The sequence below is a fragment of the Rivihabitans pingtungensis genome (assembly GCF_003201855.1).
Classification (GTDB): domain Bacteria; phylum Pseudomonadota; class Gammaproteobacteria; order Burkholderiales; family Aquaspirillaceae; genus Rivihabitans; species Rivihabitans pingtungensis.
Genome location: NZ_QJKI01000021.1, coordinates 50,126 through 68,914, shown reverse-complemented (window position 1 = coordinate 68,914; position 18,789 = coordinate 50,126). Strand labels below are relative to the sequence as shown.

General features: G+C 65.1%; 17 protein-coding genes. 7 read left to right on the top strand and 10 right to left on the bottom strand.

Going from position 1 to position 18,789, the window contains the following annotated elements:
* Nucleotides 1-116: 116 nt before the first annotated feature.
* From DFR34_RS13360 to DFR34_RS13350, 3 genes are all read right to left on the bottom strand, one after another.
* Complete coding sequence (locus tag DFR34_RS13360; RefSeq protein WP_110391660.1) at nt 117-602, bottom strand: gamma-glutamyltransferase; 486 nt, start codon at nt 600-602, stop codon at nt 117-119.
* A 197-nt stretch (nt 603-799) separates the two neighbouring features.
* The gene (locus tag DFR34_RS13355) at nt 800-2,395 is read right to left on the bottom strand and encodes a methyl-accepting chemotaxis protein (RefSeq protein ID WP_158281831.1); all 1,596 of its coding nucleotides are present in this window, start codon (nt 2,393-2,395) and stop codon (nt 800-802) included.
* A 472-nt stretch (nt 2,396-2,867) separates the two neighbouring features.
* Complete coding sequence (locus tag DFR34_RS13350) at nt 2,868-3,869, bottom strand: class 1 fructose-bisphosphatase (protein ID WP_110391658.1); 1,002 nt, start codon at nt 3,867-3,869, stop codon at nt 2,868-2,870.
* A 305-nt stretch (nt 3,870-4,174) separates the two neighbouring features.
* Between DFR34_RS13350 and DFR34_RS13345 the strand changes: the two genes are divergently transcribed.
* Nucleotides 4,175-4,999, top strand: coding sequence for a TetR/AcrR family transcriptional regulator (locus DFR34_RS13345; RefSeq protein ID WP_158281830.1), 825 nt, complete (start codon nt 4,175-4,177; stop codon nt 4,997-4,999).
* Nucleotides 5,000-5,175: 176 nt separating this feature from the next.
* Here DFR34_RS13345 and DFR34_RS13340 read toward each other — a convergent pair whose 3' ends face one another.
* The 6 genes from DFR34_RS13340 to ssuD all read right to left on the bottom strand — a co-directional run bounded on the left by DFR34_RS13340 (nt 5,176) and on the right by ssuD (nt 10,971).
* A complete protein-coding gene (locus tag DFR34_RS13340; protein WP_110391656.1) occupies nt 5,176-5,976 on the bottom strand; it encodes an ABC transporter ATP-binding protein in 801 nt (266 codons plus the stop codon).
* Nucleotides 5,973-6,788 carry an ABC transporter permease gene (locus tag DFR34_RS13335; protein ID WP_110391655.1) on the bottom strand — a complete coding sequence of 272 codons (816 nt, stop codon included), beginning with the start codon at nt 6,786-6,788 and terminating at the stop codon, nt 5,973-5,975. Before DFR34_RS13335 ends, DFR34_RS13340 begins: the two co-directional genes overlap by 4 nt.
* Before the next feature lie 12 nt (nt 6,789-6,800).
* Entirely contained in the window at nt 6,801-7,766 is a 966-nt protein-coding gene (locus DFR34_RS13330; RefSeq protein WP_110391654.1) for an aliphatic sulfonate ABC transporter substrate-binding protein, read from the bottom strand.
* Nucleotides 7,767-7,981: 215 nt separating this feature from the next.
* Complete coding sequence (locus DFR34_RS13325; RefSeq protein WP_110391653.1) at nt 7,982-8,941, bottom strand: sulfonate ABC transporter substrate-binding protein; 960 nt, start codon at nt 8,939-8,941, stop codon at nt 7,982-7,984.
* Nucleotides 8,942-8,965: 24 nt separating this feature from the next.
* A complete protein-coding gene (locus tag DFR34_RS13320; RefSeq protein ID WP_110391652.1) occupies nt 8,966-9,826 on the bottom strand; it encodes an amidohydrolase family protein in 861 nt (286 codons plus the stop codon).
* Nucleotides 9,823-10,971 carry an FMNH2-dependent alkanesulfonate monooxygenase gene (gene ssuD, locus DFR34_RS13315; RefSeq protein WP_110391651.1) on the bottom strand — a complete coding sequence of 383 codons (1,149 nt, stop codon included), beginning with the start codon at nt 10,969-10,971 and terminating at the stop codon, nt 9,823-9,825. Before ssuD ends, DFR34_RS13320 begins: the two co-directional genes overlap by 4 nt.
* Before the next feature lie 435 nt (nt 10,972-11,406).
* Between ssuD and DFR34_RS13310 the strand changes: the two genes are divergently transcribed.
* A complete protein-coding gene (locus DFR34_RS13310) occupies nt 11,407-12,153 on the top strand; it encodes a GntR family transcriptional regulator (RefSeq protein ID WP_110391650.1) in 747 nt (248 codons plus the stop codon).
* 105 nt (nt 12,154-12,258) lie between these two features.
* Here the strand turns inward: DFR34_RS13310 and DFR34_RS13305 are convergent, their stop codons facing one another.
* On the bottom strand, nt 12,259-13,188 hold the full coding sequence (locus DFR34_RS13305; protein ID WP_110391649.1) for a CysB family HTH-type transcriptional regulator: 930 nt from the start codon (nt 13,186-13,188) through the stop codon (nt 12,259-12,261).
* A 285-nt stretch (nt 13,189-13,473) separates the two neighbouring features.
* Between DFR34_RS13305 and DFR34_RS13300 the strand changes: the two genes are divergently transcribed.
* The 5 genes from DFR34_RS13300 (at nt 13,474) to DFR34_RS13280 (ending at nt 18,787) form a co-directional block, all read left to right on the top strand.
* Nucleotides 13,474-14,511 (top strand): aldo/keto reductase, encoded by a 1,038-nt coding sequence (locus tag DFR34_RS13300; RefSeq protein ID WP_110391648.1) that lies wholly within the window; start codon nt 13,474-13,476, stop codon nt 14,509-14,511.
* A 136-nt stretch (nt 14,512-14,647) separates the two neighbouring features.
* On the top strand, nt 14,648-15,682 hold the full coding sequence (locus DFR34_RS13295) for an ABC transporter substrate-binding protein (protein ID WP_110391647.1): 1,035 nt from the start codon (nt 14,648-14,650) through the stop codon (nt 15,680-15,682).
* A complete protein-coding gene (locus DFR34_RS13290; RefSeq protein ID WP_211309415.1) occupies nt 15,679-16,467 on the top strand; it encodes an ABC transporter ATP-binding protein in 789 nt (262 codons plus the stop codon). The genes DFR34_RS13295 and DFR34_RS13290 overlap by 4 nt, the downstream gene beginning before the upstream one ends.
* A 452-nt stretch (nt 16,468-16,919) precedes the next feature.
* Nucleotides 16,920-17,744 carry an ABC transporter permease gene (locus DFR34_RS13285; protein ID WP_110391646.1) on the top strand — a complete coding sequence of 275 codons (825 nt, stop codon included), beginning with the start codon at nt 16,920-16,922 and terminating at the stop codon, nt 17,742-17,744.
* The gene (locus DFR34_RS13280) at nt 17,744-18,787 is read left to right on the top strand and encodes an SCO family protein (RefSeq protein ID WP_110391645.1); all 1,044 of its coding nucleotides are present in this window, start codon (nt 17,744-17,746) and stop codon (nt 18,785-18,787) included. Before DFR34_RS13285 ends, DFR34_RS13280 begins: the two co-directional genes overlap by 1 nt.
* Nucleotides 18,788-18,789: the final 2 nt, after the last annotated feature.

Sequence of the window (18,789 nt, the reverse complement as noted above, 5' to 3'; positions counted from 1 at the left end):
GATGAAGAAACGTTGCGACGCGAGGTTGAGGCCAATGTGCGTGAACGCAACGCCAAAGCCATCCCCATCAAGTGGAAGTTCTCCACTCAGGATGCCCGACGTAAGCTTGCTCGTCTTTATCCTCGCGTTTCAACGTGACTGGCTACTAGGCCGGGCACGCCGACTGCCTTGCCGCTGGCCACTGCCTGGGTGAAGGGCAGCGGCTTGCCGTCGGCGCCGATAAAGCGCTCGCCGCGCGCGGCGGCGGGCGCGGTTTCCCGGCCGTCCCAGCTTTGCAGCGTGCGCTTGCCGTCGTGAGTCAGCAAAAAGCCGCCGCCGCCCAGGCCGGACGACTGCGGCTCGGTCAGCCCCAGCACCCATTGCGCGGCAATCAGCGCATCCACCGCGCTGCCGCCCTGGCGCAGGATGGCGGCGCCGGCATCGCTGGCCAGCGGGTTGGCGGTGACAATCATGGCGTGGTCAAACGCCGTGGGGGCCGTGATGCGGGCAAAGCCACTGGCAGCTTCGGGCGGCGGCTGGTCGGCCAGCGTGGGCAGGCTGCCCAGCAGGCCACCGGCCAGCAGTGCGGCCGATGCCCAGTGGCGAAAAGACAAGGTCAGCATCAAATACTCCTGGAGTCCTGGCCGGTGCGCCGTTCGCACGGGCTCTGCGACGATAACGCCATCAGGCGCAGGCTGTGAGGCAACGGGGCACTGTGGCATGGGCGGCAGGCCGCTGGCAAAAAATCCCGCGCGACACCGGGGAGACGCGCGGGCCACAGTAAACCACCTGACTCGGCCGGCCAGGCGATTCATGACACTCAAGCGATACGGAAATGCCCGAGCAGCTTGTTCAGGCTCAGGCTGCTTTGCGATAGCCGGCCGGCTTGCTGCTGCAAATCCACGGCGGTTTGTTCGTTGCGCTCCAGCGAGGCGAACACTTCATTCAGGTGCACCACCACATCCTGGGTGGCTTCCGATTGCTGCGAGGTGAAGCCCAGCAGCGCGCGGGCCTGTTGCAGCGCGTGTTCGGCGGCGTCGCGGATATTGTTCAGCCCCTGCGAAAAGTGGCCAATCGCCTGCTGGCTGTGCTCGACGGTGCCCATGGCTTTTTCGGTGCGGCCAAATGCCTCGAACACATGGCTGTGGATGGCTTGCAGGGTGTCCTGAATGCTTTGATTGGAGCTGACCGTGCGTTCGGCCAGCTTGCGCACTTCGTCGGCCACCACAGAAAACCCGCGCCCGTGCTCGCCAGCGCGCGCCGCTTCAATCGAGGCGTTCAGCGCCAGAAGATTGGTCTGCCCGGCGATATCGTCGATCAGCGCTGACATTTCCTGAATCCTGGCCACCGTCTGGCGCAAGGCCTGCATTGACGCGCAGGAGTGGGTCATCGCATCCAGGGTGTTGCGCGACGAGCTGGAGATATCCAGCATGGTGACATCGCCTTCGGCCACCCGCTCGCGGGTGTGCTCGGCTTCGTGCGACATGGCATCAGACACGGCGACGATTTCTTTGACCGAGCTGCCCACACTGTCCAGCTGGGCGGCCATCTCTGCCAGCATGACGTTCTGGGCGTGAAAGCATTGCACCAGTTGGCCCAGATTGGCGTTGAGCATTTCGGCCGAGGCGCTGTTGGCCTGCGCCTCGGTGATCACATCGGCCACCACGGCTTTTTGGTAGATGCGCATGGATTCCAGGCGCACCTGCACATCGCCCAGCGCGCAGTGCCAGCTTTGCCGCACCGGCATGTTCAGCTTGCCTTCGGCCAAGTTGATAAAGCCGGCCGATACCTCGTTCAGCGTGCGGGTGAGTTGCGGCAGCAGCCATAGCACCGGCAACATGCCCAGCATGCCGCCAGCGATCCAGCTCAGCCAAGCCAGGCCCATGCGGTCCAGCCAGAAATTGGCGCCGCCAGCCAGCAAGCCGCACAGCAGGCTGGCGCCCCACATGCGCCGGGCAAACGATGGCAGCCGACGTGCGCGCGTCAAGGTGGATGGCATTTTGGCTTGTTTGTTGCGAATGGCGGCGTACAGGCGCTCGGCTTCGGCAATCTGCTGCGGGGACGGCGCATTGCGCACTGACATATAACCAATGGTCTGGCCGTTTTCGGTCACCGGGGTGACGTAGGCGTCCACCCAGTAAAAGCCGCCATCCTTGGCGCGGTTTTTCACGATGCCCTGCCAGGGCGAGCCGGCTTTCAGGGTTTCCCACAAATCGGCAAACGCTTCGGGCGGCATGTCCGGGTGACGCACCACATTGTGGCTGTGGCCAATCAGCTCGGCTTCGGTAAAGCCGCTCAGTGCAATAAAGGCCGGGTTGGCGTAGGTGATAATGCCCTTCAGATCGGTGCGGGTGACAATCGGCTGCTTGGGATCCACCCGGTATTCGGTCTGATTGATCGGCAGATTGATTTTCATGCGAGCGTCTCCACGAGAAAACCGGTGGCGGGCAGGGGTGTCGCCTTCACCGCGGTGCCGCAGCCAGGGTTTCTGGCGTGCCTGACACATGGGGCCGGATTGCGCCCCGTGTTTCACTGTAGAAGAGCTCAGTTGGGTTTCAATTCGTACGAATACTTAGAGCGGCTGGTTGGGAGGGAGCTATTTCTGAAACACTTGACGGTTGGTTGTTTTGCGGCGCACAAAATTCATATGACATTAATGGGGGATGGTATGCGCAAAACGGATAAGCCTTGTCAAACTGAACGCACGCCAGCCCGTATCACTGCCCCATTGCCAGGGCAAGCACCTGACATATTGGATTCATTACGGCGTATTTTGTCCAGCGCATGCCATTTATTGAATAGTACAAAGTATTGACACAATATCCTGTGCCAATAAAAAACGCGCAACCCGGATGGGCTGCGCGCGTGGTGCGGACGCAGTACGACGCTTACTCAGCGTGGTAGCTGGCAACGCGCTCGACTTCGTTTTTCGAGCCCAGAATCACCGAAATGCGCTGATGCAGGCCGGTCGGCGCGACATCCATAATGCGCTGGCGACCGGTGCTGGCGGCGCCACCGGCTTGTTCCACCAGGAAGGACATCGGGTTGGCTTCATACATCAAGCGCAGTTTGCCGCCCTTGGCCTGATTTTCGGCGTCCATCGGGTACATGAACAGCCCGCCACGGGTGAGGATGCGGTGCACTTCGGCCACCATCGAGGCAATCCAGCGCATATTGAAATCACGCCCGCGCGGGCCGGTTTTGCCGGCCAGGCATTCGTCCACATAGCGCTTGACCGGCGCCTCCCAGAAGCGGGCACGCGAGGCGTTGATGGCAAACTCCTTGGTGTCTGCCGGGATGCTCATGTCCGGGTGAGTCAGGTAGAACAGGCCGGTGTTGCGATCCAGGGTAAAGCCATGCACGCCCTGGCCGACACTGATCACCAGCATGGTGGACGGGCCATACAGCGCATAGCCGGCAGCCACTTGTTGCACACCCGTTTGCAGGAAGGCGGCCGCCTGGCTGGGATCAGCGCCTTCAGGCAGGCGCAGGATGGAGAAAATACTGCCCACCGAGACATTCACGTCGATATTGGACGAGCCATCCAGCGGGTCAAACAGCAGCAGATACTTGCCCTCGGCCGCGCCATCCACCACATAGACGTCTTCCAGCTCTTCCGAAGCCATCGCTGGGTAATGACCGGCCTGAGCGTTTACCGCCAGAAAGATATCGTTGGCGATCACGTCCAGCTGTTTTTGCTCTTCCCCTTGCACATTCTCGCTACCGGCCTTGCCCAGATTGCCAAGCATGGCGCCTTGGGCGATTTCGTGGGAGATCATCTTGCAGGCGGTGGCGATGTCGTCAAGCAGCTGCAACATCACGCTGTCGCCGCCAGCCTTGCGCTGGGCGTCGATCAGCCAGTGGGTCAGGGTCTGGGGAATCTGGGACATGTCGAAAACCTTGTGGAATGGCAAAAAGGGCCGCCAATGCAGCCCAGGGTGTTTGGATTGGCCGTCATTATAGCGCCAAAACCCTGGGCCGCCGGGCCAGGGTATCGCCGAAAAAAAACCCCGATCAGCCGGAGAGCTGTCGGGGTATCAACACGCATCCTGCAAAGACGTCTTGTTGGCAAATGGGCAATGCCAGCAAGGCCTTGGAGATGTATTGTATATTAACATAAGTAGAACAGACTGTCAGCGCTCCGCGCATTGCAATAAGATATGCCTCATTACACATTTGTATGAGTGTCTTCATCATGCCGTCATCCGGACCTCGCATCCCGCGTAAGCCTGCCGGCCGCTATCATCATGGCGATCTGCGCCGCGCGCTGATTGATGCCTCGCTGGAACTGGTGCGCCAGCGTGGCCCGTCTGGCTTTACCCTGGCCGAAATCTGCCGGGCCGCTGGCGTCAGTCAGGCCGCGCCCTACCGGCACTTCGAAGGCAAGGATCACGTTCTGGCGGTGGCCGCCAGCGAAGGCTACCAGCTGCTGCACGCGGCCATGGCCGGCATTGCCCGCGAGCCCAATCAACTGAACGAAACCCTGGAGCGCATGGCGCGTGCCTACCTGAACTTTGCCATCCGCCACCCGGCGCACTTAGCGGTGATGTTCAGCCACTGCCCGGGCGATCACTTTGGTGGACTGCTCAAAGAGCCCAATCATGGCGGCCCGGACGGCCTGAAAAACCTCCCTCCGCCGCAAAACCAGACCGAAGAAGCCATTCTGGCCAGCTGGCAGGCCGGCCAGGCCGGTTTTCAGGCGCTGACCCAGGCCATCCTGACCGCAGCGCAAGGCTCGCCGATGGCCGCGCGCATCAACGAAACCACGGCCAGCCATTATTCTGCGGCCATCTGGTCGATGGTGCACGGTCTGGCCATGCTGCTGCTGGAACGCATGATTCCGCCAGAATGGATGCAGGATGATTTCAAGCTGGCCATCGAACTGGTGGTGCGGCCATGGATCAACGGCCTGGCCGACATGCCAACTCCAGTGCTGAGCCAGATGGTCAATTGCCCGCGTCTGCACATGATGGGTGTGCAACTGCCGGCACTGGCCGACCCCGCCCACCCGGCAGGCTGAGCTGCCAATGCACACAGGCCCACGCTGTATGGCGTGGGCCTGTGTGCATCTGCCTGTGTGTGTGGGCGTGGCTGACAAAACTCAGCGTAGCGGCCCTGACCGGGCGCACGACCGCAGACAGTCAAGCAGGGCGGCAAGACCGTACAACAACGCCAGGAGGGGTTGCTGAGCGGCGCTTACACCGCCAGCCGCAGCCTGGCCAGCGAAGCCGGCCATGGCGCCGCCTGGGGCGGCGGCTGCGGGGCGTCCTCGCGGTCGTCCAGCAGGGCCAGAATCTCCGCCTCGGCGCGCGCCAGCCGGGCGTCGCCGCGCTGGCGCGGATGCGGCCAATCCACCCGCACCTCGCCGCGAATCCGCCCGGGGTTGCGCCCCAGCACCAGCACCCGGTCGCTCAGATACGCCGCTTCGTTGACGTCGTGGGTCACCAGCAGCACGCTGGCCTGGCTGTGGCTGGCGGCCGCCAGCAGCACATCCTGCAAGCGCATGCGGGTAAAGGCGTCCACCGCGCTGAACGGCTCGTCCAGCAACAGCAGCGCCGGGCGGGTGAACAAACCGCGGGCAATCGCCACGCGCTGCGCCATGCCGCCAGACAATTGCTTGGGGTAGGCGTGGCCCCAGTCGGCCAGCCCGACATCCGCCAGCAGCTCGGCCACCCGTGGATGGCGGCCGCCGCGCCGGCCCAGCTCAAAGCCGACATTGTCGGCCACGCTCAACCATGGCAGCAAGCGAGGCTCCTGAAACACCACGCCGACATGGCGCGAATGCAGGCGAATCGGCTCGCCCAGAATCTGCGCCTGGCCCTGATAGTCGCGGTCCAGCCCGGCGATGATGCGCAGCAGCGTGCTTTTGCCGCAGCCGCTGGGGCCCACCAGGCTGACCACTTCGCCAGCGGCCAGCGACAGGCTGACCCGATCCAGCACCAGGCGGCGGGCAAACTGCTTGGCCTGAATATCCAGTTGCAACAAGGGCGCGCTCATGGCTGGGCCTCCTGGGTCAGGGCCACGTCGCGCCAGGCCAGCCAGCGGGTTTCCAGCAGGCGCAACAGGCTGTCGCTGAGCGCGCCCAGCACCGCCAACACGCCAATCGCCACCAGCACCAGGTCGGCGCGGCCGGTTTCCCGGCCATCGGTCAGCAAATACCCCAGACCACGCGTGGCGGCCATCAACTCGGCCGCCACCAAAAACATCCACGCCAGCGACAGCCCGCCGCGCAAGCCGGTGAGCACATGCGGCAACGCCGCCGGCAGAAACACCCGACCGATCAGCGCGCCAGTACGCAGGCCATGCACACGTCCGACCTCCACCCATTTGCGATCGACATTGTGAATGCCGGCCACCAGATTCAGATACACCGGAAAAAACGCGCCAATGGCGATCAGGGTGAGCTTGGGCGCCTCATCAATGCCCAGCCACAGCAACAAGAGCGGCACCCAGGCCAGCGACGGAATGGCGCGCAGCGCCTGAAAGCTGGGGTCGATCAGCGCCTCGACGCGCGGCGACAGCCCCACCGCCGCGCCCAGCGCCACCGCCAGCGCCGCGCCGATGGCAAAGCCGGCCAGCACCCGCGCCACGCTGACGCCGATATGCGCCAGCAAGGCGCCGCTGCGGGTCAACTCCAGCAGGGTGTGCGCCAGCTCGCTGGGCGGCGGCAGCAAATGCGCGCTCACCCACTGCTGGGCCACCACCGTCTCCCAGATCAGCAGCACGGCCAGCGGCAACAGCCAGCCCTGCGCCCGTTTCGCCCAGGCGGCTGTCAGCGGGCGCGCGGCGTGTTGGTCAATATCCGCCATGCTGCGCTCCGCTTAGCGCACCACGGCGCGGGCAAAGCCCGGCTCGATCAGCGCGTCGATCACCCGGTTGACTTCCGTGCCTTTTTTCACGAGCTCTTCTTCCAGCAGGATGGGCGCGGCGGCTTTCAGCGCCTGGCTGTGCGCCTCACCCGGAATCGGGGTCTTGAAGTCGTTGCGGCTCAGTTGCAGTTTGGCCACCGCCAGCGGCAGCTTGGCTTCTTCGGCAATGATTTTGGCGGTTTCGTCCGGGTTGGCCAGAATCCATTTGCGCGCCTGCTCGTAGGCGGCGATGACTTTTTTCACCTGCTCGGGGTAGGCGCTGGCGAATTTTTCGCTGACATTCAAAAACCCGTAGGTGTTGAACGCCACATTGCGGTAAATCAGCCGCGAGCCGGCTTCCAGCTCGCTGGCGGCCAGCAGCGGATCCAGCCCGGCCCAGGCGTCCACCCGGCCTTGCTCCAGCGCGGCGCGGCCATCGGCGTGTTGCAGCGCCACGTGCTCAATATCGGTTTTTTTCAGCCCTTCGGTGTGCAGCGCGCGCAGCAGGAACAAATACGGGTCGGTGCCCTTGGTGGCGGCGATTTTCTTGCCCTTGAGATCCTTGATCGACTTGATCGGCGAATCCTTGGCCACCGCCAGCGCAGTCCATTCCGGGCGCGAATACACGTACACGCTCTTGATCGGGTTGCCGTTGGCGCGGCTGAGCACCGCCGCCAGGCCGGCGGTGGAGCCAAAATCCACGCTGCCGCTGTTCAGGAACTCCAGCGCGCGGTTGCTGCCCTGGCTGAGCACCCATTTCACCGTGATGCTTTCTGGCTTGAGCGCCTGCTCCAGCCAGCCAAAGCGCTTGAGCACCAGGCTGGGCGGCGAATAATAGGCATAATCCAGGCGGATTTCCTTGGGGGCGTCGGCAGCGTGCGTCGCGCTGGCGAACAAGGCCACGGCGGCCACGGCAAGGCGTTTGAAGGCAGTGAGCATGATAAGTCCCGAACAGAATTCACAAAAAATATGGCATCGCCGGCCACTCTAGCCGCCGCCTGCGGCAAACCCAAACGAGCAGGTTTGCATTGCTTATGCGGATTTGTGCATTGCCGGCGCCGCAGACAGCCGCGCGCCCCAGACGCGGGTCAGGCGGCTGGGGCGCAGGTGGGCAAGGTCGGGCAATGACACCAGGAGGGTGTTATGCGCGACGCTTACTGCCCCGACCAGACAATGTCTTTCACCGACACCGGCTTGGGAATCAGCTTGAGCTGATGAAACACATCGGCGATGCGCTGTTGCTCGGCAATCACTTTGGCATCCAGCAGGCGCACATCGTAAGTGCCGCGTTCAGCGGCCACCCGCACGATGTTGACGTCCAGGCCGATTTGCGAGGACAGCTGGCCGGCCACGTCCTTGAAGTTTTGCCGCGCCCAGGCGTCCAGGCGGGCGAGTTCTTCCACGATCAGCTTGATCACCTTGCCGTTTTGCTCGGCATAGCGGCGCGAAGCCAGGTAAAACTGGTGATTGCTGACCAGCCCGACGCCGTCGGCCAGCTGGCGCGCGCCCAGCTGATGCTCGGCGGCGGCCAGGAACGGGTCCCAGATCACCCAGGCGTCCACGCTGCCGCGCTCGAAGGCGGCGCGCGCGTCGGACGGGTTGAGAAACACGGTTTGCACGTCTTCGTATTTCAGCCCAGCTTTTTCCAGCGCCTTGACCAGCAGGTAGTGGACATTCGAGCCCTTGTTCAGCGCCACGCGCTTGCCTTTGAGGTCTTTCACCGATTTCAGCGGCGAATCCTTGGCCACCACAATCGCCTCGCCCTTGGGCGCCGGCGGCTCATAGGCCACGTATTGCAAGTCGGCGCCGGCGGCCTGGGCGAAGATCGGCGGGGTTTCGCCGGTGGTGCCAAAGTCCACGCTGCCGACGTTCAGCGCTTCCAGGAGTTGCGGGCCGCCGGGGAATTCCGCCCATTTCACCTGAATGCCCAGCGGGGCCAGGCGTTTTTCCAGCGTGCCTTGCGCCTTCAGCAGCACCAGCGTGCCGTATTTCTGGTAGCCGATGCGCAGGGTGTCGCTGGCGGCCCGCGCCGGGCGCGGCAGCGCGGCGGCCAGGGCGGCGGCGGACAAGGCGCCCAGCAGGCGGCGGCGGGACGGTTGAAAAGCGTCGGTCATGATGTGTTCTCCAGGGAATTCGGTTCAGCGGGCCGGCGCCGGGCCCAGCTTGAGCAAGCGCGCGGCGTTGTCGTGCAGCACCGCTTCTACGGCGCCGTCCTTGAAGCCCAGCGCCAGAAAATCGTCAATCGACTGGCCAATCGGCCGGAACGGGTAGGACGAACCAAACAACAATTGCTCGCGCAAAAAGCCATTGCCGGCCTCGACGTAATCGCGCGCGCCCGCCACAAACAAATACATGTCCGGCACCACATAAACATTCTCGTGACGGAAGGCCACGCCCAGAATGCCGGCGACATTGGGGTAAAAGCCGTGGTAGCAGACAATCGGCAAGGTGGGGAAAGCCTGCGCCAGCCGGCCGATGGCCGCCGGGTCGTTGTAGCTGGGGTCGGGCGTGGTCGGGCCGGACATGATGAACACCGGCACATTCAGCGCCGCGCAGGCTTCGTACACCGGGAAATACGCGCGGTCGTCGGCGTGGCGCGCCGGCTGGCCAAAGCCTGGCTCGACATCAATGCCGATCAGCCCCAGGCTGTTCACCGCGCGCTCCAGCTCATCCAGCGCCGGCTGCACGCCCTGCACAATCGGGTCCACTGCACCCACCCCCAGCAGCACCGGGTCGTCGGCGACAATCTGCTGGATGCGGTCATTGGGCAGGTGCTGGCCGGGGGTGTGGCGGCCCACCACCACGGCGTGGCGCAGGCCGGCGGCGTGGACTTCCTGCAAGAAGCCCTCGCGGGTCAGCGACGGGGTGAAGTGCTCGTCGTGGCGCGAGCCCACCCGGCGGTTAAGCCAGCGCGCCGACTCATACGCCGCCGTGCCGGGCGTGGCGCCAAAAAAGTCGTGCAGATAGGCCGGCCGGCAGCGCATGTCGATGACGTTCATGCGGCCTCCTGTTCGGCCGGGACGTCGGCCAGGGTGCTGGCGTCAAACGGGCCGCCGGTGACAATCTTGCCGGCCGGGCGCAGCTCGGCCTTGCCCGGCAGCAGCGGAAACACCAGCTCGGCAAAGCGGTAGGCTTCTTCCAGGTGCGGGTAACCGGACAGCACAAAGCTGTCCACACCCAGGTCGGCGTATTCCTTCAGCCGCGCCGCCACGGTGTGCGGATCGCCCACCAGCGCGGTGCCGGCGCCGCCGCGCACCAGGCCAACGCCCGCCCACAGATTGGGGCTGACTTCCAGCTGGTCGCGCCGGCCATTGTGCAGCGCGGCCATGCGCCGCTGGCCTTCAGAATCCATCTGCGCGTAGCGCGCCTGCACCTTGGCGATGGTGGCATCGTCCACATGCTCGATCAGCGCATCAGCCGCCGCCCAGGCGGCTTCGTTGGTTTCGCGCACAATCACATGCAGGCGCACGCCAAAACGCACGGTGCGGCCATGCTGGGCGGCGCGGGCGCGCACGTCGGCGATTTTTTCCGCCACGGCGGCCGGCGGCTCGCCCCAGGTCAGGTAGGCGTCCACCTGTTCGGCAGCCAAGTCATGCGCCGCCGGCGACGAGCCGCCAAAATAAATGCCCGGATGCGGGGTTTGCACCGGTGGGAAGAAATTGCGCGCGTCTTTCACCGTGTGATATTTGCCAGAGAAATTCACCGTCTCGCCAGCCAGCAGCTGGCGCCAGATGGTGAGAAACTCGCGGGCTTCTTCGTAGCGGGCGTCGTGATCCAGAAAAATCCCGTCCCCGGCCAGCTCGATGGCGTCGCCGCCAGCCACCACATTGACCAGCAGGCGGCCATTGCTGACCTGATCCAGCGTGGCGGCCTGACGGGCGGCGGCGGTGGGCTGGGTCAGCGCGGTGCGCAGCGCCACCAGGAGCTTGATGCGCTGGGTGACGGTGGCCACGGTTGAGGCGGTCACCCAGGGGTCCAGGCAGCCGCTGCCGGTGGGAATCAGAATCCCGTCGTAACCGAGCTGATCCACCGCCACGGCGATCTGCTTGAGATACGCATTGTTCAGCGGGCGGGCGGCGTCGGCGCGGCCCAGGTAACGGGTGTCGCCCGAGGTGGGCAGAAACCAGAAAATATCAAGACTCATCGCACATTCCTCATTACAAGTGGGCAGCCGCCGGCGGGGCCGACAGTCGCGTCAGGGGATGGCGAGGATTCTAGGCAGCGCCGGCCAGCCGGCGGAAACGAGGAAAACTGCAAAGCTTTGCAGATAAAGTTATAACCTGTCATAACAGGTTGGCTGGCCAGTGCGGGTATACTGCCCGGCATCTTGTGCAACTTAGCATGCCGCCCACAAAACCCAGCGCAGCGAGCCTGGCCAGCACGCCGACAGAGCCAGAAGCACGGCAAGGCTGGGCAACAAGGCCAAGAGCGTTTTGTGGGCAGTGCTTAGAGCCGCTCACAAAACCCCCTGGCGTTGTTGTGTGACCTTGCCGTACTGCTTGTACTGTCTGCGGTCACACGCCTAGCCAGGGCCGCTTCGCTGGGTTTTGTGAGCGACTCTTAACCCTGGACTCCTTCGATGACGCCCCTGCTTGACCCCAGCCAGCCGCTGCATGGCCAGATTCGTGACTGGCTGCGCGGCGAAATTCTCACCGGCCGCTACCCGCCGCATGCGCGCCTGCCCTCGGAAAAAGCGCTGATGAGCCAGTTTGGCGTCAGCCGCATCACCGTGCGCCACGCGCTGGGCGTGCTGGCGCAAGAAGGCCTGCTCAGCACCGTGGCCGGCAAGGGCAGCTTTGTCGCCCCGCCCAAACCCGCCCAGGCGCTGGGCCGGCTGCAAGGCTTTGCCGAAGCCATGCGCGACCAGGGCTATCTGGCGCACAACCGGGTGGAGTCGCTACAGGAACGCCCAGCCAGCGCCGCCGTGGCCCGCTGGCTGGCGCTGGCCGAAGGCGCGCCAGTCACCGAAATCCGCCGCGTGCGCCACCTGGACGGCGCGCCAGTTTCGGTAGACCTGACCTATGTGCCGGTGGAACTGGGCCGGCGGCTGGCGCAGGAAGACCTGGCCGGACGCGACATTTTCGCCATCTACGAACAGGATTACGGCATCGCCCTGGGCTACGCCGAACTGAGCATCGACGCCGTCGCCGCCAGCGCGGAGCTGGCCGCCCGGCTGGAAGTGGCCGAAGGCGCGCCGCTGATTCATCTGGAGCGGATGACCTACACCCGCGACGGCCAGCCGCTGGAGCTGGACTGGATTCACTACCGGGGAGATCGCTTTCGCTATCGGCTGCGGGTGGAGCGGGAGGGCGGCGCCGAGGGGTAAGCGCCGCTCACCAAACCCGGCGCCGCGGCGCTGGCCAGGCGTGCGCAGACAGTGCGGGAGTCCAGCAAGGTCACGCCACCACGTCGGGGATTTTATGAGCCGCGCTTACTCCTGCGTCACCGGACTCAGCGCCTGCTTCACCGTCGCCTCATCCAGCACGTCGGCGCACAGTTCAATAAAGCGGTAGGCGTAGCTGCGCAAATAGTGGCCACGGCGCACGGCGATGCGGGCGGTGTGGTAGCCAAACAGCGGTTCGCCGGCCACCACCGGCAGGTGGGCGTCGCGCTTGGGATCGACGGCCATCGAGGCGATGATGCCCACGCCCAGGCCAAGCTCCACATAGGCCTTGATCACATCGGCGTCCAGCGCGGCCATGACGATGTCGGCGTTCAGGCCGGCGTCGGCAAAGGTGCGGTCGATGCGGGTGCGGCCGGTAAAGCCGTGGTGATAAGTGATCAGCGGATAATCGGCCAGCGCTTCTAGCGTCAGCGGCCCTTGGTGCAGCGGGTGCGCCGGCGGGGCGATTACGGCGTGATGCCAGCTGTAATATGGAAACGACACCAGCTCGGGCACGTCGGCCACCGCCTCGGTGGCGATGCCGATGTCGGCCTCGCCTTCCTGCAACAGGCGCACCAGCTCGCTGGGGCTGGCCTGGTGCAGCACCAGATGCACTTTCGGAAACGCCGCCTTGAAGGCGGTGACCACGCGCGGCAGCGCGTAGCGCGCCTGGGTGTGGGTGGTGGCGATGGTCAGCTGGCCTTCGTCGCGCTGGCTGAACTGCTCGGCCAGGCGGCGGATGTTGGCGGCGTCCAGCAGCATGCGCTCGACAATCACCAGCAGCTCCTTGCCGGGGTCGGTCAGGCCAAGAAAGCGCTTGCCCTTGCGGATGAACAGCTCCAGGCCAAGTTCGTCCTCCAGGTCTTTGATGTGCTTGCTGACGCCGGATTGCGAGGCGTACAGCGCATTGGCCACTTCGGTGAGGTTGAAATTCTGCCGCACGGTTTCGCGGATGATGCGCAGTTGCTGAAAATTCATCGCGCGGCTCCCGGCGGCCGGGAAAAGTCTGGGCGGGCGAGCATGCCGGTCTCCTGTCGTGGGGGATCACGGGCTGTGATCCGGCCCGCCAGCATAGGCGGCGAGCGTGTGCGCCCGGAAAGAAGCGATATTTTGCGGCTTATACGTATTTGGTTGGCAGCAAACCCAGAGGCCCAGGCCCATGTGCTGCATGGCAAAAAATGGGCCATAGCCCATCGCGTTCTGTACTGCCCGCGGCGTAGACTGCCGCATCCGCCTGCCCTCCCCACCGACAAGGAAGCCCCGATGGAATACCGCACCCTGCCCGGCAGCACGCTGCATGTCTCCGCCATTTGCCTGGGCACCATGACCTTTGGCCAGCAGAACAGCGAGGCCGAAGGCCATGCCCAGCTGGATTACGCCTTTGCCCGTGGCGTCAACTTCATCGACACCGCCGAGATGTACCCGGTGCCGCCGCGCGCCGACACCGTGCACGCCACCGAGCGGATTGTCGGCAGCTGGCTGGCCCGCCAGGACCGCGACAAAGTGGTGCTGGCCACCAAGGCCACCGGCGCCAGCCGGGGTTTGCAATGGATTCGTGACGGCCAGCATGCCTTCACCCGCGCCAATTTGCGCGCGGCGGTGGAAGACTCGCTGCGCCGGCTGCAAACCGACTACATTGATCTCTACCAATTGCACTGGCCCGAGCGCAACACGCCGATGTTTGGCGAGTTTGTTTACGATCCGGCCAAGGAGCGGCCGTTTACCCCGCCGCGCGAAACGCTGGAAGCGCTGGCCGAGCTGGTGGACGAGGGCAAGATTCGCCATATCGGCCTGTCCAACGAATGGCCATGGGGGCTGATGCAGTTTCTCAACGCCGCCCGTGAATACCAGCTGCCGCGCGTGGTCAGCGTGCAAAACGCCTACAGCCTGCTGAACCGCACCTGGGAAACCGCCATGCTGGAGTTTTGCCACCGTGAGCAGATTGCCCTGCTGCCGTATTCGCCGATGGCGTTTGGCCTGCTCAGCGGCAAATACCTGCGCGACCCGCAGGCGCGCGGCCGGGTGACCGAGTTTGACGGCTTTGCCCAGCGCTACAGCAAGCCAGGCGTGCCCGAGGCGGTGGCCGCCTACGCCGCGCTGGCCGAGGCGCACGGCTTGAGCCCGGCGCAGCTGGCGCTGAAGTTTGTTTATTCGCGCTGGTTTGTCGCCAGCACCATCATCGGCGCCACCTCGCTGGCCCAGCTGGAAGAAAACCTCAACGCCTGGGAGGCGCCGTGGAGCGAGGCGCTGGAACAGGCGGTGGCGGACATCCGCCTGCGCTGGTTCAACCCGGCGCCGTAAGCCGGCGACGCCTGGCGGGTTTGGTGAGCCGCGCTTATCTGAAAAAGCCATATCGTTGTGCGGATTCCTTGTTTAGCCTGGCCGGCCGGCTTGGGTACAGTGCGGCGCATCCCCATTGCACTTCAGGAGCGCTGTCATGTCCTTTACCCGTTTGCTGCGTCCGCACGCCGTGCGCGCCGCCTGCGCCGCGCTGGCGCTGAGCCTGTCTGGCCTGGCGCTGGCCGAACCGATCAAGGTTGGCTATCTGCCGGTCACCGGCCACGCCAAGTTTTTTGTCGCCAAAGAGCAGGGCCTGTTCGCCCAGGAAGGGCTGGATGTCGAGCTGGTGGAATTCCAGAACTCGGCCGACGGCCTGAATGCCGTGGTGGCCGGCAAGCTGGACGTGGGCGCGTTTGGCACCACCGCCCCGGTGGCGCATATTTCCAAAGGCGCCAACCTGAAGATCATTGGCGGCATCATGGGCGGCGACGCGGCGGTGATCACCACGGCGGAAAACGCTGGCGTGTACAATAAAATCAGCGCGCTGCGCGGCAAAAAAATCGCCACCGTGCGCATGGCCTCGGGGGACGCCGTGCTGCGCGGCGCGCTCAAGGACGCCGGCATCCGCTGGAAAACCGATGTGCAGATTTTCGAGCTGAAAAACCCGCCGGCAGTGATTGAAGCGGTGAAATCCGGCCAGGTGGACGCCGGCGTGGTGTGGGGCCCGCATGACCTGCGCGCCGAAGACCAGGGCCTGAAAGTGGTGATCCACTCCACCGACCTGCAACCCGGCCACCCGTGCTGCCGGCTGGTGGTCACCGACACCCGGCTGAAGGATCAGGCCACCTGGGAGAAATTCCTGCGCGCCATTCTCAAGGCGGAAAAATTCGCCACCGAGAACAAACAACAAACCATCGATTCGATCGCCAAATACGTCAAGCTCGACCCGAAACTGCTGTGGCGCGGGTTTTACTCCCCGTATCTGGACCAATCCAGCGACCCCAACGTCAAGGGCGTCAAACACTTTGCCGACGTGATGGTGAACAGCGAATTCATCCCCACCAAGCCGGACCTGAACGCCGCCATCGACAGCCAACTGTACGCCAAAGTGCTGGCCCAGCTGGCGCGGGAAAACCCCAACGACCCGTTCTGGAAAAAGCTGCAAAAAGAGTACAAGCAAAAGGACGCATGATGAGCCAGGGACTGATTCTGGAAGGCGTGCACTTTGGCTATGACGGCGCGCCGATCCTGGACAATATCCACCTGCATGTGCCGCCCGGACAGTTTGTCTCGCTGCTGGGGGCCAGCGGCTCGGGCAAATCCACCCTGCTGCGCCTGGCCGCCGGCCTGCTGGAGCCGGCGCGTGGCCGGCTGTACTGGGCCGGCCGGCCGCTGAAAGGCCCAGGGCTGGAGCGCGGCGTGGTGTTTCAGGATTACGCGCTGTTTCCGTGGATGACGGTGGTGGACAACCTGGCGCTGGCCATCGGCAAAGCCCGCCCACGCACCCCCAGCGCCGCGCGCCGCCAGGAAGCGCACCACGCGCTGGCCCGCGTGGGCCTGGACGACATCGGCGACAAATACCCGTTTGAATTGTCTGGCGGCATGCGCCAGCGCGCCGCCATCGCCCGCGCCCTGGCCATCGGCTCGCCGCTATTGCTGATGGACGAACCGTTTGGCGCGCTCGACCCGGTCAACCGCGCCCGCCTGCAAGACGTGCTGCTGGATGTGTGGGAAACCGCCGAACCCAAAACCACCGTGCTGTTCGTCACCCACGACGTGGACGAAGCGCTGTACCTGGGCCAGCGGGTGGTCATCCTCGGCTCCAGCCCCGGCCGGGTGATCGCCGACCTGAACGTGCCCTTCCCCCGCCACCGCGACCGCCGCGCCTTGTTCGCCAGCGCCGAATTCCAGCTGCTGCGCGAACAGATTGCCGAAACCCTGGCGGACGACACCCTGCGCCAGCTTGCGCCGGCGTGAAACCGGGCTTTATGTCTTACGCAAAAGATAAATGGCCTGAAAAATGCCTCAGGTGGTTATCAGATGCCAGAAGCCAGACTGGCAACGCCAAAGTCTGCTTTGGGGTTTTTCATTGCACAGCTCGTTGTGCCTAGCTGGGGTTCCCCCCGTAAAGCGCGCCGAGCATCGCAGAAAGTCAGGGGGTAGTCCGGCCCGGTTAAGCGGCGGCGTAGCCGACGCGCCATTCCGGGGCGGCCCTGACTTTCGAGAAGCACAGGGCATCCGGCCCGCAGGGACGGACGCGCGTCCCGGGTCGCCTTTCTTTTCCCCCTTTTCTTTGGCGAGACAAAGAAAAGGGGTCGGGTGCGGGGAGAAGCCCCGCCCTCAATCAACCTTGGCATCCCTGCGCGCCAGCGCAGCCTGCAACCCCATTTCGACAACCCTACCCCGACCGTGAAAAAGGACCCCACCCCATGACCACCGTCGCCACCACCGCCCCGGCGCCCACCGCCGCCCTCGCCGCCCCGCCCGCCTGGCGCCGCCTGCTTACCCTGGCGCGCCACGCCCTGGAAGCCAGCCTGATCTGGCTGCTGCTGCTCGCCGCCTGGCTGGCCGCCGCCCGCTACCTGCCGCTGGGCCACAACCCGCTGATCCCCGCGCCCGACGTCACCCTGCGCGCGCTGGTGGAATCCTTGCCCGAACTGTGGACCGGCACGCTGTCGTCGTTTTCCATCCTGCTGCCCGGCTTTGGCCTGGCCTGCCTGCTGGGCATCGCCAGCGGCCTGGCGGTGGGCAGCTCGCCGCGCCTGCAACGCATGAGCCTGCCCTTTGCCCGCGTCGCCGCGCCAGTGCCGCCCACGGTGTACATCCCCTACGCCATCGCCGTGCTGCCCACCTTCAAGCTGTCGGCGATTTTTGTGGTGTTCATCGGCGCCTTCTGGCCGATTTTTCAGAACAGCGCCGCCGGCGCGCACGCGCTGGAAGCGCGCTGGCGCGACAACGCCCGCATTCTTGGCCTCACCGGCTGGGCTTTTCAGCGTCAGGTGGTGTTTCCTGCTGCGCTGCCGCATATTTTTTCCGGCATGGCGGTGGGGCTGGGCTTTTCTTTCATCCTGCTCACCGTGGCCGAGCTGTTTGGCGCCAACGCCGGCCTGGGCCGCTTTGTGCAGTATTACGCCGACTTTGCCGACTACCCGAAAATGGTCGCCGGCATTCTGTACACCGGCTTGATCACCTGGCTGGCGATGTCGGCGCTGGACGCCGTCAAGCGCCGCGCCTTGTTCTGGGTGCGCGCCTGATGCGTTGGCTGCTGATGCTGTGCGCGCTGGCCGCCGCCGCGCTGGCGCAGGCCGGCGCGCTGTTTGCCCAAGACACCCTGCGGCTGGATCAGGCGCGGGAGGCCGCTGCGCGCGCCGGCAAGGGCGTGGCGGTGTGGCTGACCCTGCCTGAGTGCGCCGGCTGCGCCGAAATGGCCAGCCAGGTGTTCACCCAGCCGGCGTTGGCGGCGCGGCTGCGTCAGGACTTTGTCGAAGCGCGCATTGATCTGGCCAGCCCCGCCCCGCTGACCGACCTGGACGGCGCGTCCACCACTGCGGCTGATTTTGCCCGCCGCCTGCGGCTGTACGCCACGCCGTCGCTGGCGTTTTTTGCCGCCGATGGCGCGTTGCGCTACCGCTACACCGGCGTGCTCAACGCCGATGGCCTGCGCCAGTTGCTGGACTATGTGCGCCGGGGCGATTACGACCGCCAGCCCTTTGTGCCGCGCCAGCCGGCGCGCCCCAAGCTGCACGCAGCGCCGCCGCCGGTGAATGCCCCACAGCAGCCGCAGTTCAGCCTGAGCGACAGCGCCGGCCAGCGCCGTTCGCTGGCCGACTGGCGCGGCCGGGTGGTGGCGCTGGCGGTGGGCTACACCCATTGCCCGGATGTCTGCCCCACCACGCTCAGTGAGCTGAAAACCGCCATCGAGCAGCTGCCGGCCGGCTTGCGCGGGCGGGTGCAGGGGGTGTTTGTCACCCTCGATCCGGCGCGTGACTCAGCCGCCATCCTGGCCGAATACGCCGCTGCCTTCCGCCCACGCGGCGGCCGCGCCATCACCACGCTGCGCGGCGATGGCGAAGCCGACACCACTGCGCTGGTGCGCGCGCTGCAACTGCACGCCGAGCGCCAGCCGGCGGCGGACGGCGCTGACTACACACTGGATCACAGCGCCGGCATTTATTTGTTTGACGCGCGCGGCCGCTGGCTGGGCGTGGCGGCTTACCAAACCCCGACGGCGCAGTTGCGCGCCGATCTGCTCACCCTGGCGCGCCGGGCCGGCGCGCCGCATCCGGACCGTTTTTAAAC

Excerpts from the sequence above, each read along its gene's own strand:
- DFR34_RS13360 (WP_110391660.1), bottom strand. The coding sequence starts at position 602 with ATGCTGACCTTGTCTTTTCGCCACTGGGCATCGGCCGCACTGCTGGCC.
- DFR34_RS13355 (WP_158281831.1), bottom strand. The coding sequence starts at position 2,395 with ATGAAAATCAATCTGCCGATCAATCAGACCGAATACCGGGTGGATCCC.
- DFR34_RS13350 (WP_110391658.1), bottom strand. The coding sequence starts at position 3,869 with ATGTCCCAGATTCCCCAGACCCTGACCCACTGGCTGATCGACGCCCAG.
- DFR34_RS13345 (WP_158281830.1), top strand. The coding sequence starts at position 4,175 with ATGCCGTCATCCGGACCTCGCATCCCGCGTAAGCCTGCCGGCCGCTAT.
- DFR34_RS13340 (WP_110391656.1), bottom strand. The coding sequence starts at position 5,976 with ATGAGCGCGCCCTTGTTGCAACTGGATATTCAGGCCAAGCAGTTTGCC.
- DFR34_RS13335 (WP_110391655.1), bottom strand. The coding sequence starts at position 6,788 with ATGGCGGATATTGACCAACACGCCGCGCGCCCGCTGACAGCCGCCTGG.
- DFR34_RS13330 (WP_110391654.1), bottom strand. The coding sequence starts at position 7,766 with ATGCTCACTGCCTTCAAACGCCTTGCCGTGGCCGCCGTGGCCTTGTTC.
- DFR34_RS13325 (WP_110391653.1), bottom strand. The coding sequence starts at position 8,941 with ATGACCGACGCTTTTCAACCGTCCCGCCGCCGCCTGCTGGGCGCCTTG.
- DFR34_RS13320 (WP_110391652.1), bottom strand. The coding sequence starts at position 9,826 with ATGAACGTCATCGACATGCGCTGCCGGCCGGCCTATCTGCACGACTTT.
- ssuD (WP_110391651.1), bottom strand. The coding sequence starts at position 10,971 with ATGAGTCTTGATATTTTCTGGTTTCTGCCCACCTCGGGCGACACCCGT.
- DFR34_RS13310 (WP_110391650.1), top strand. The coding sequence starts at position 11,407 with ATGACGCCCCTGCTTGACCCCAGCCAGCCGCTGCATGGCCAGATTCGT.
- DFR34_RS13305 (WP_110391649.1), bottom strand. The coding sequence starts at position 13,188 with ATGAATTTTCAGCAACTGCGCATCATCCGCGAAACCGTGCGGCAGAAT.
- DFR34_RS13300 (WP_110391648.1), top strand. The coding sequence starts at position 13,474 with ATGGAATACCGCACCCTGCCCGGCAGCACGCTGCATGTCTCCGCCATT.
- DFR34_RS13295 (WP_110391647.1), top strand. The coding sequence starts at position 14,648 with ATGTCCTTTACCCGTTTGCTGCGTCCGCACGCCGTGCGCGCCGCCTGC.
- DFR34_RS13290 (WP_211309415.1), top strand. The coding sequence starts at position 15,679 with ATGATGAGCCAGGGACTGATTCTGGAAGGCGTGCACTTTGGCTATGAC.
- DFR34_RS13285 (WP_110391646.1), top strand. The coding sequence starts at position 16,920 with ATGACCACCGTCGCCACCACCGCCCCGGCGCCCACCGCCGCCCTCGCC.
- DFR34_RS13280 (WP_110391645.1), top strand. The coding sequence starts at position 17,744 with ATGCGTTGGCTGCTGATGCTGTGCGCGCTGGCCGCCGCCGCGCTGGCG.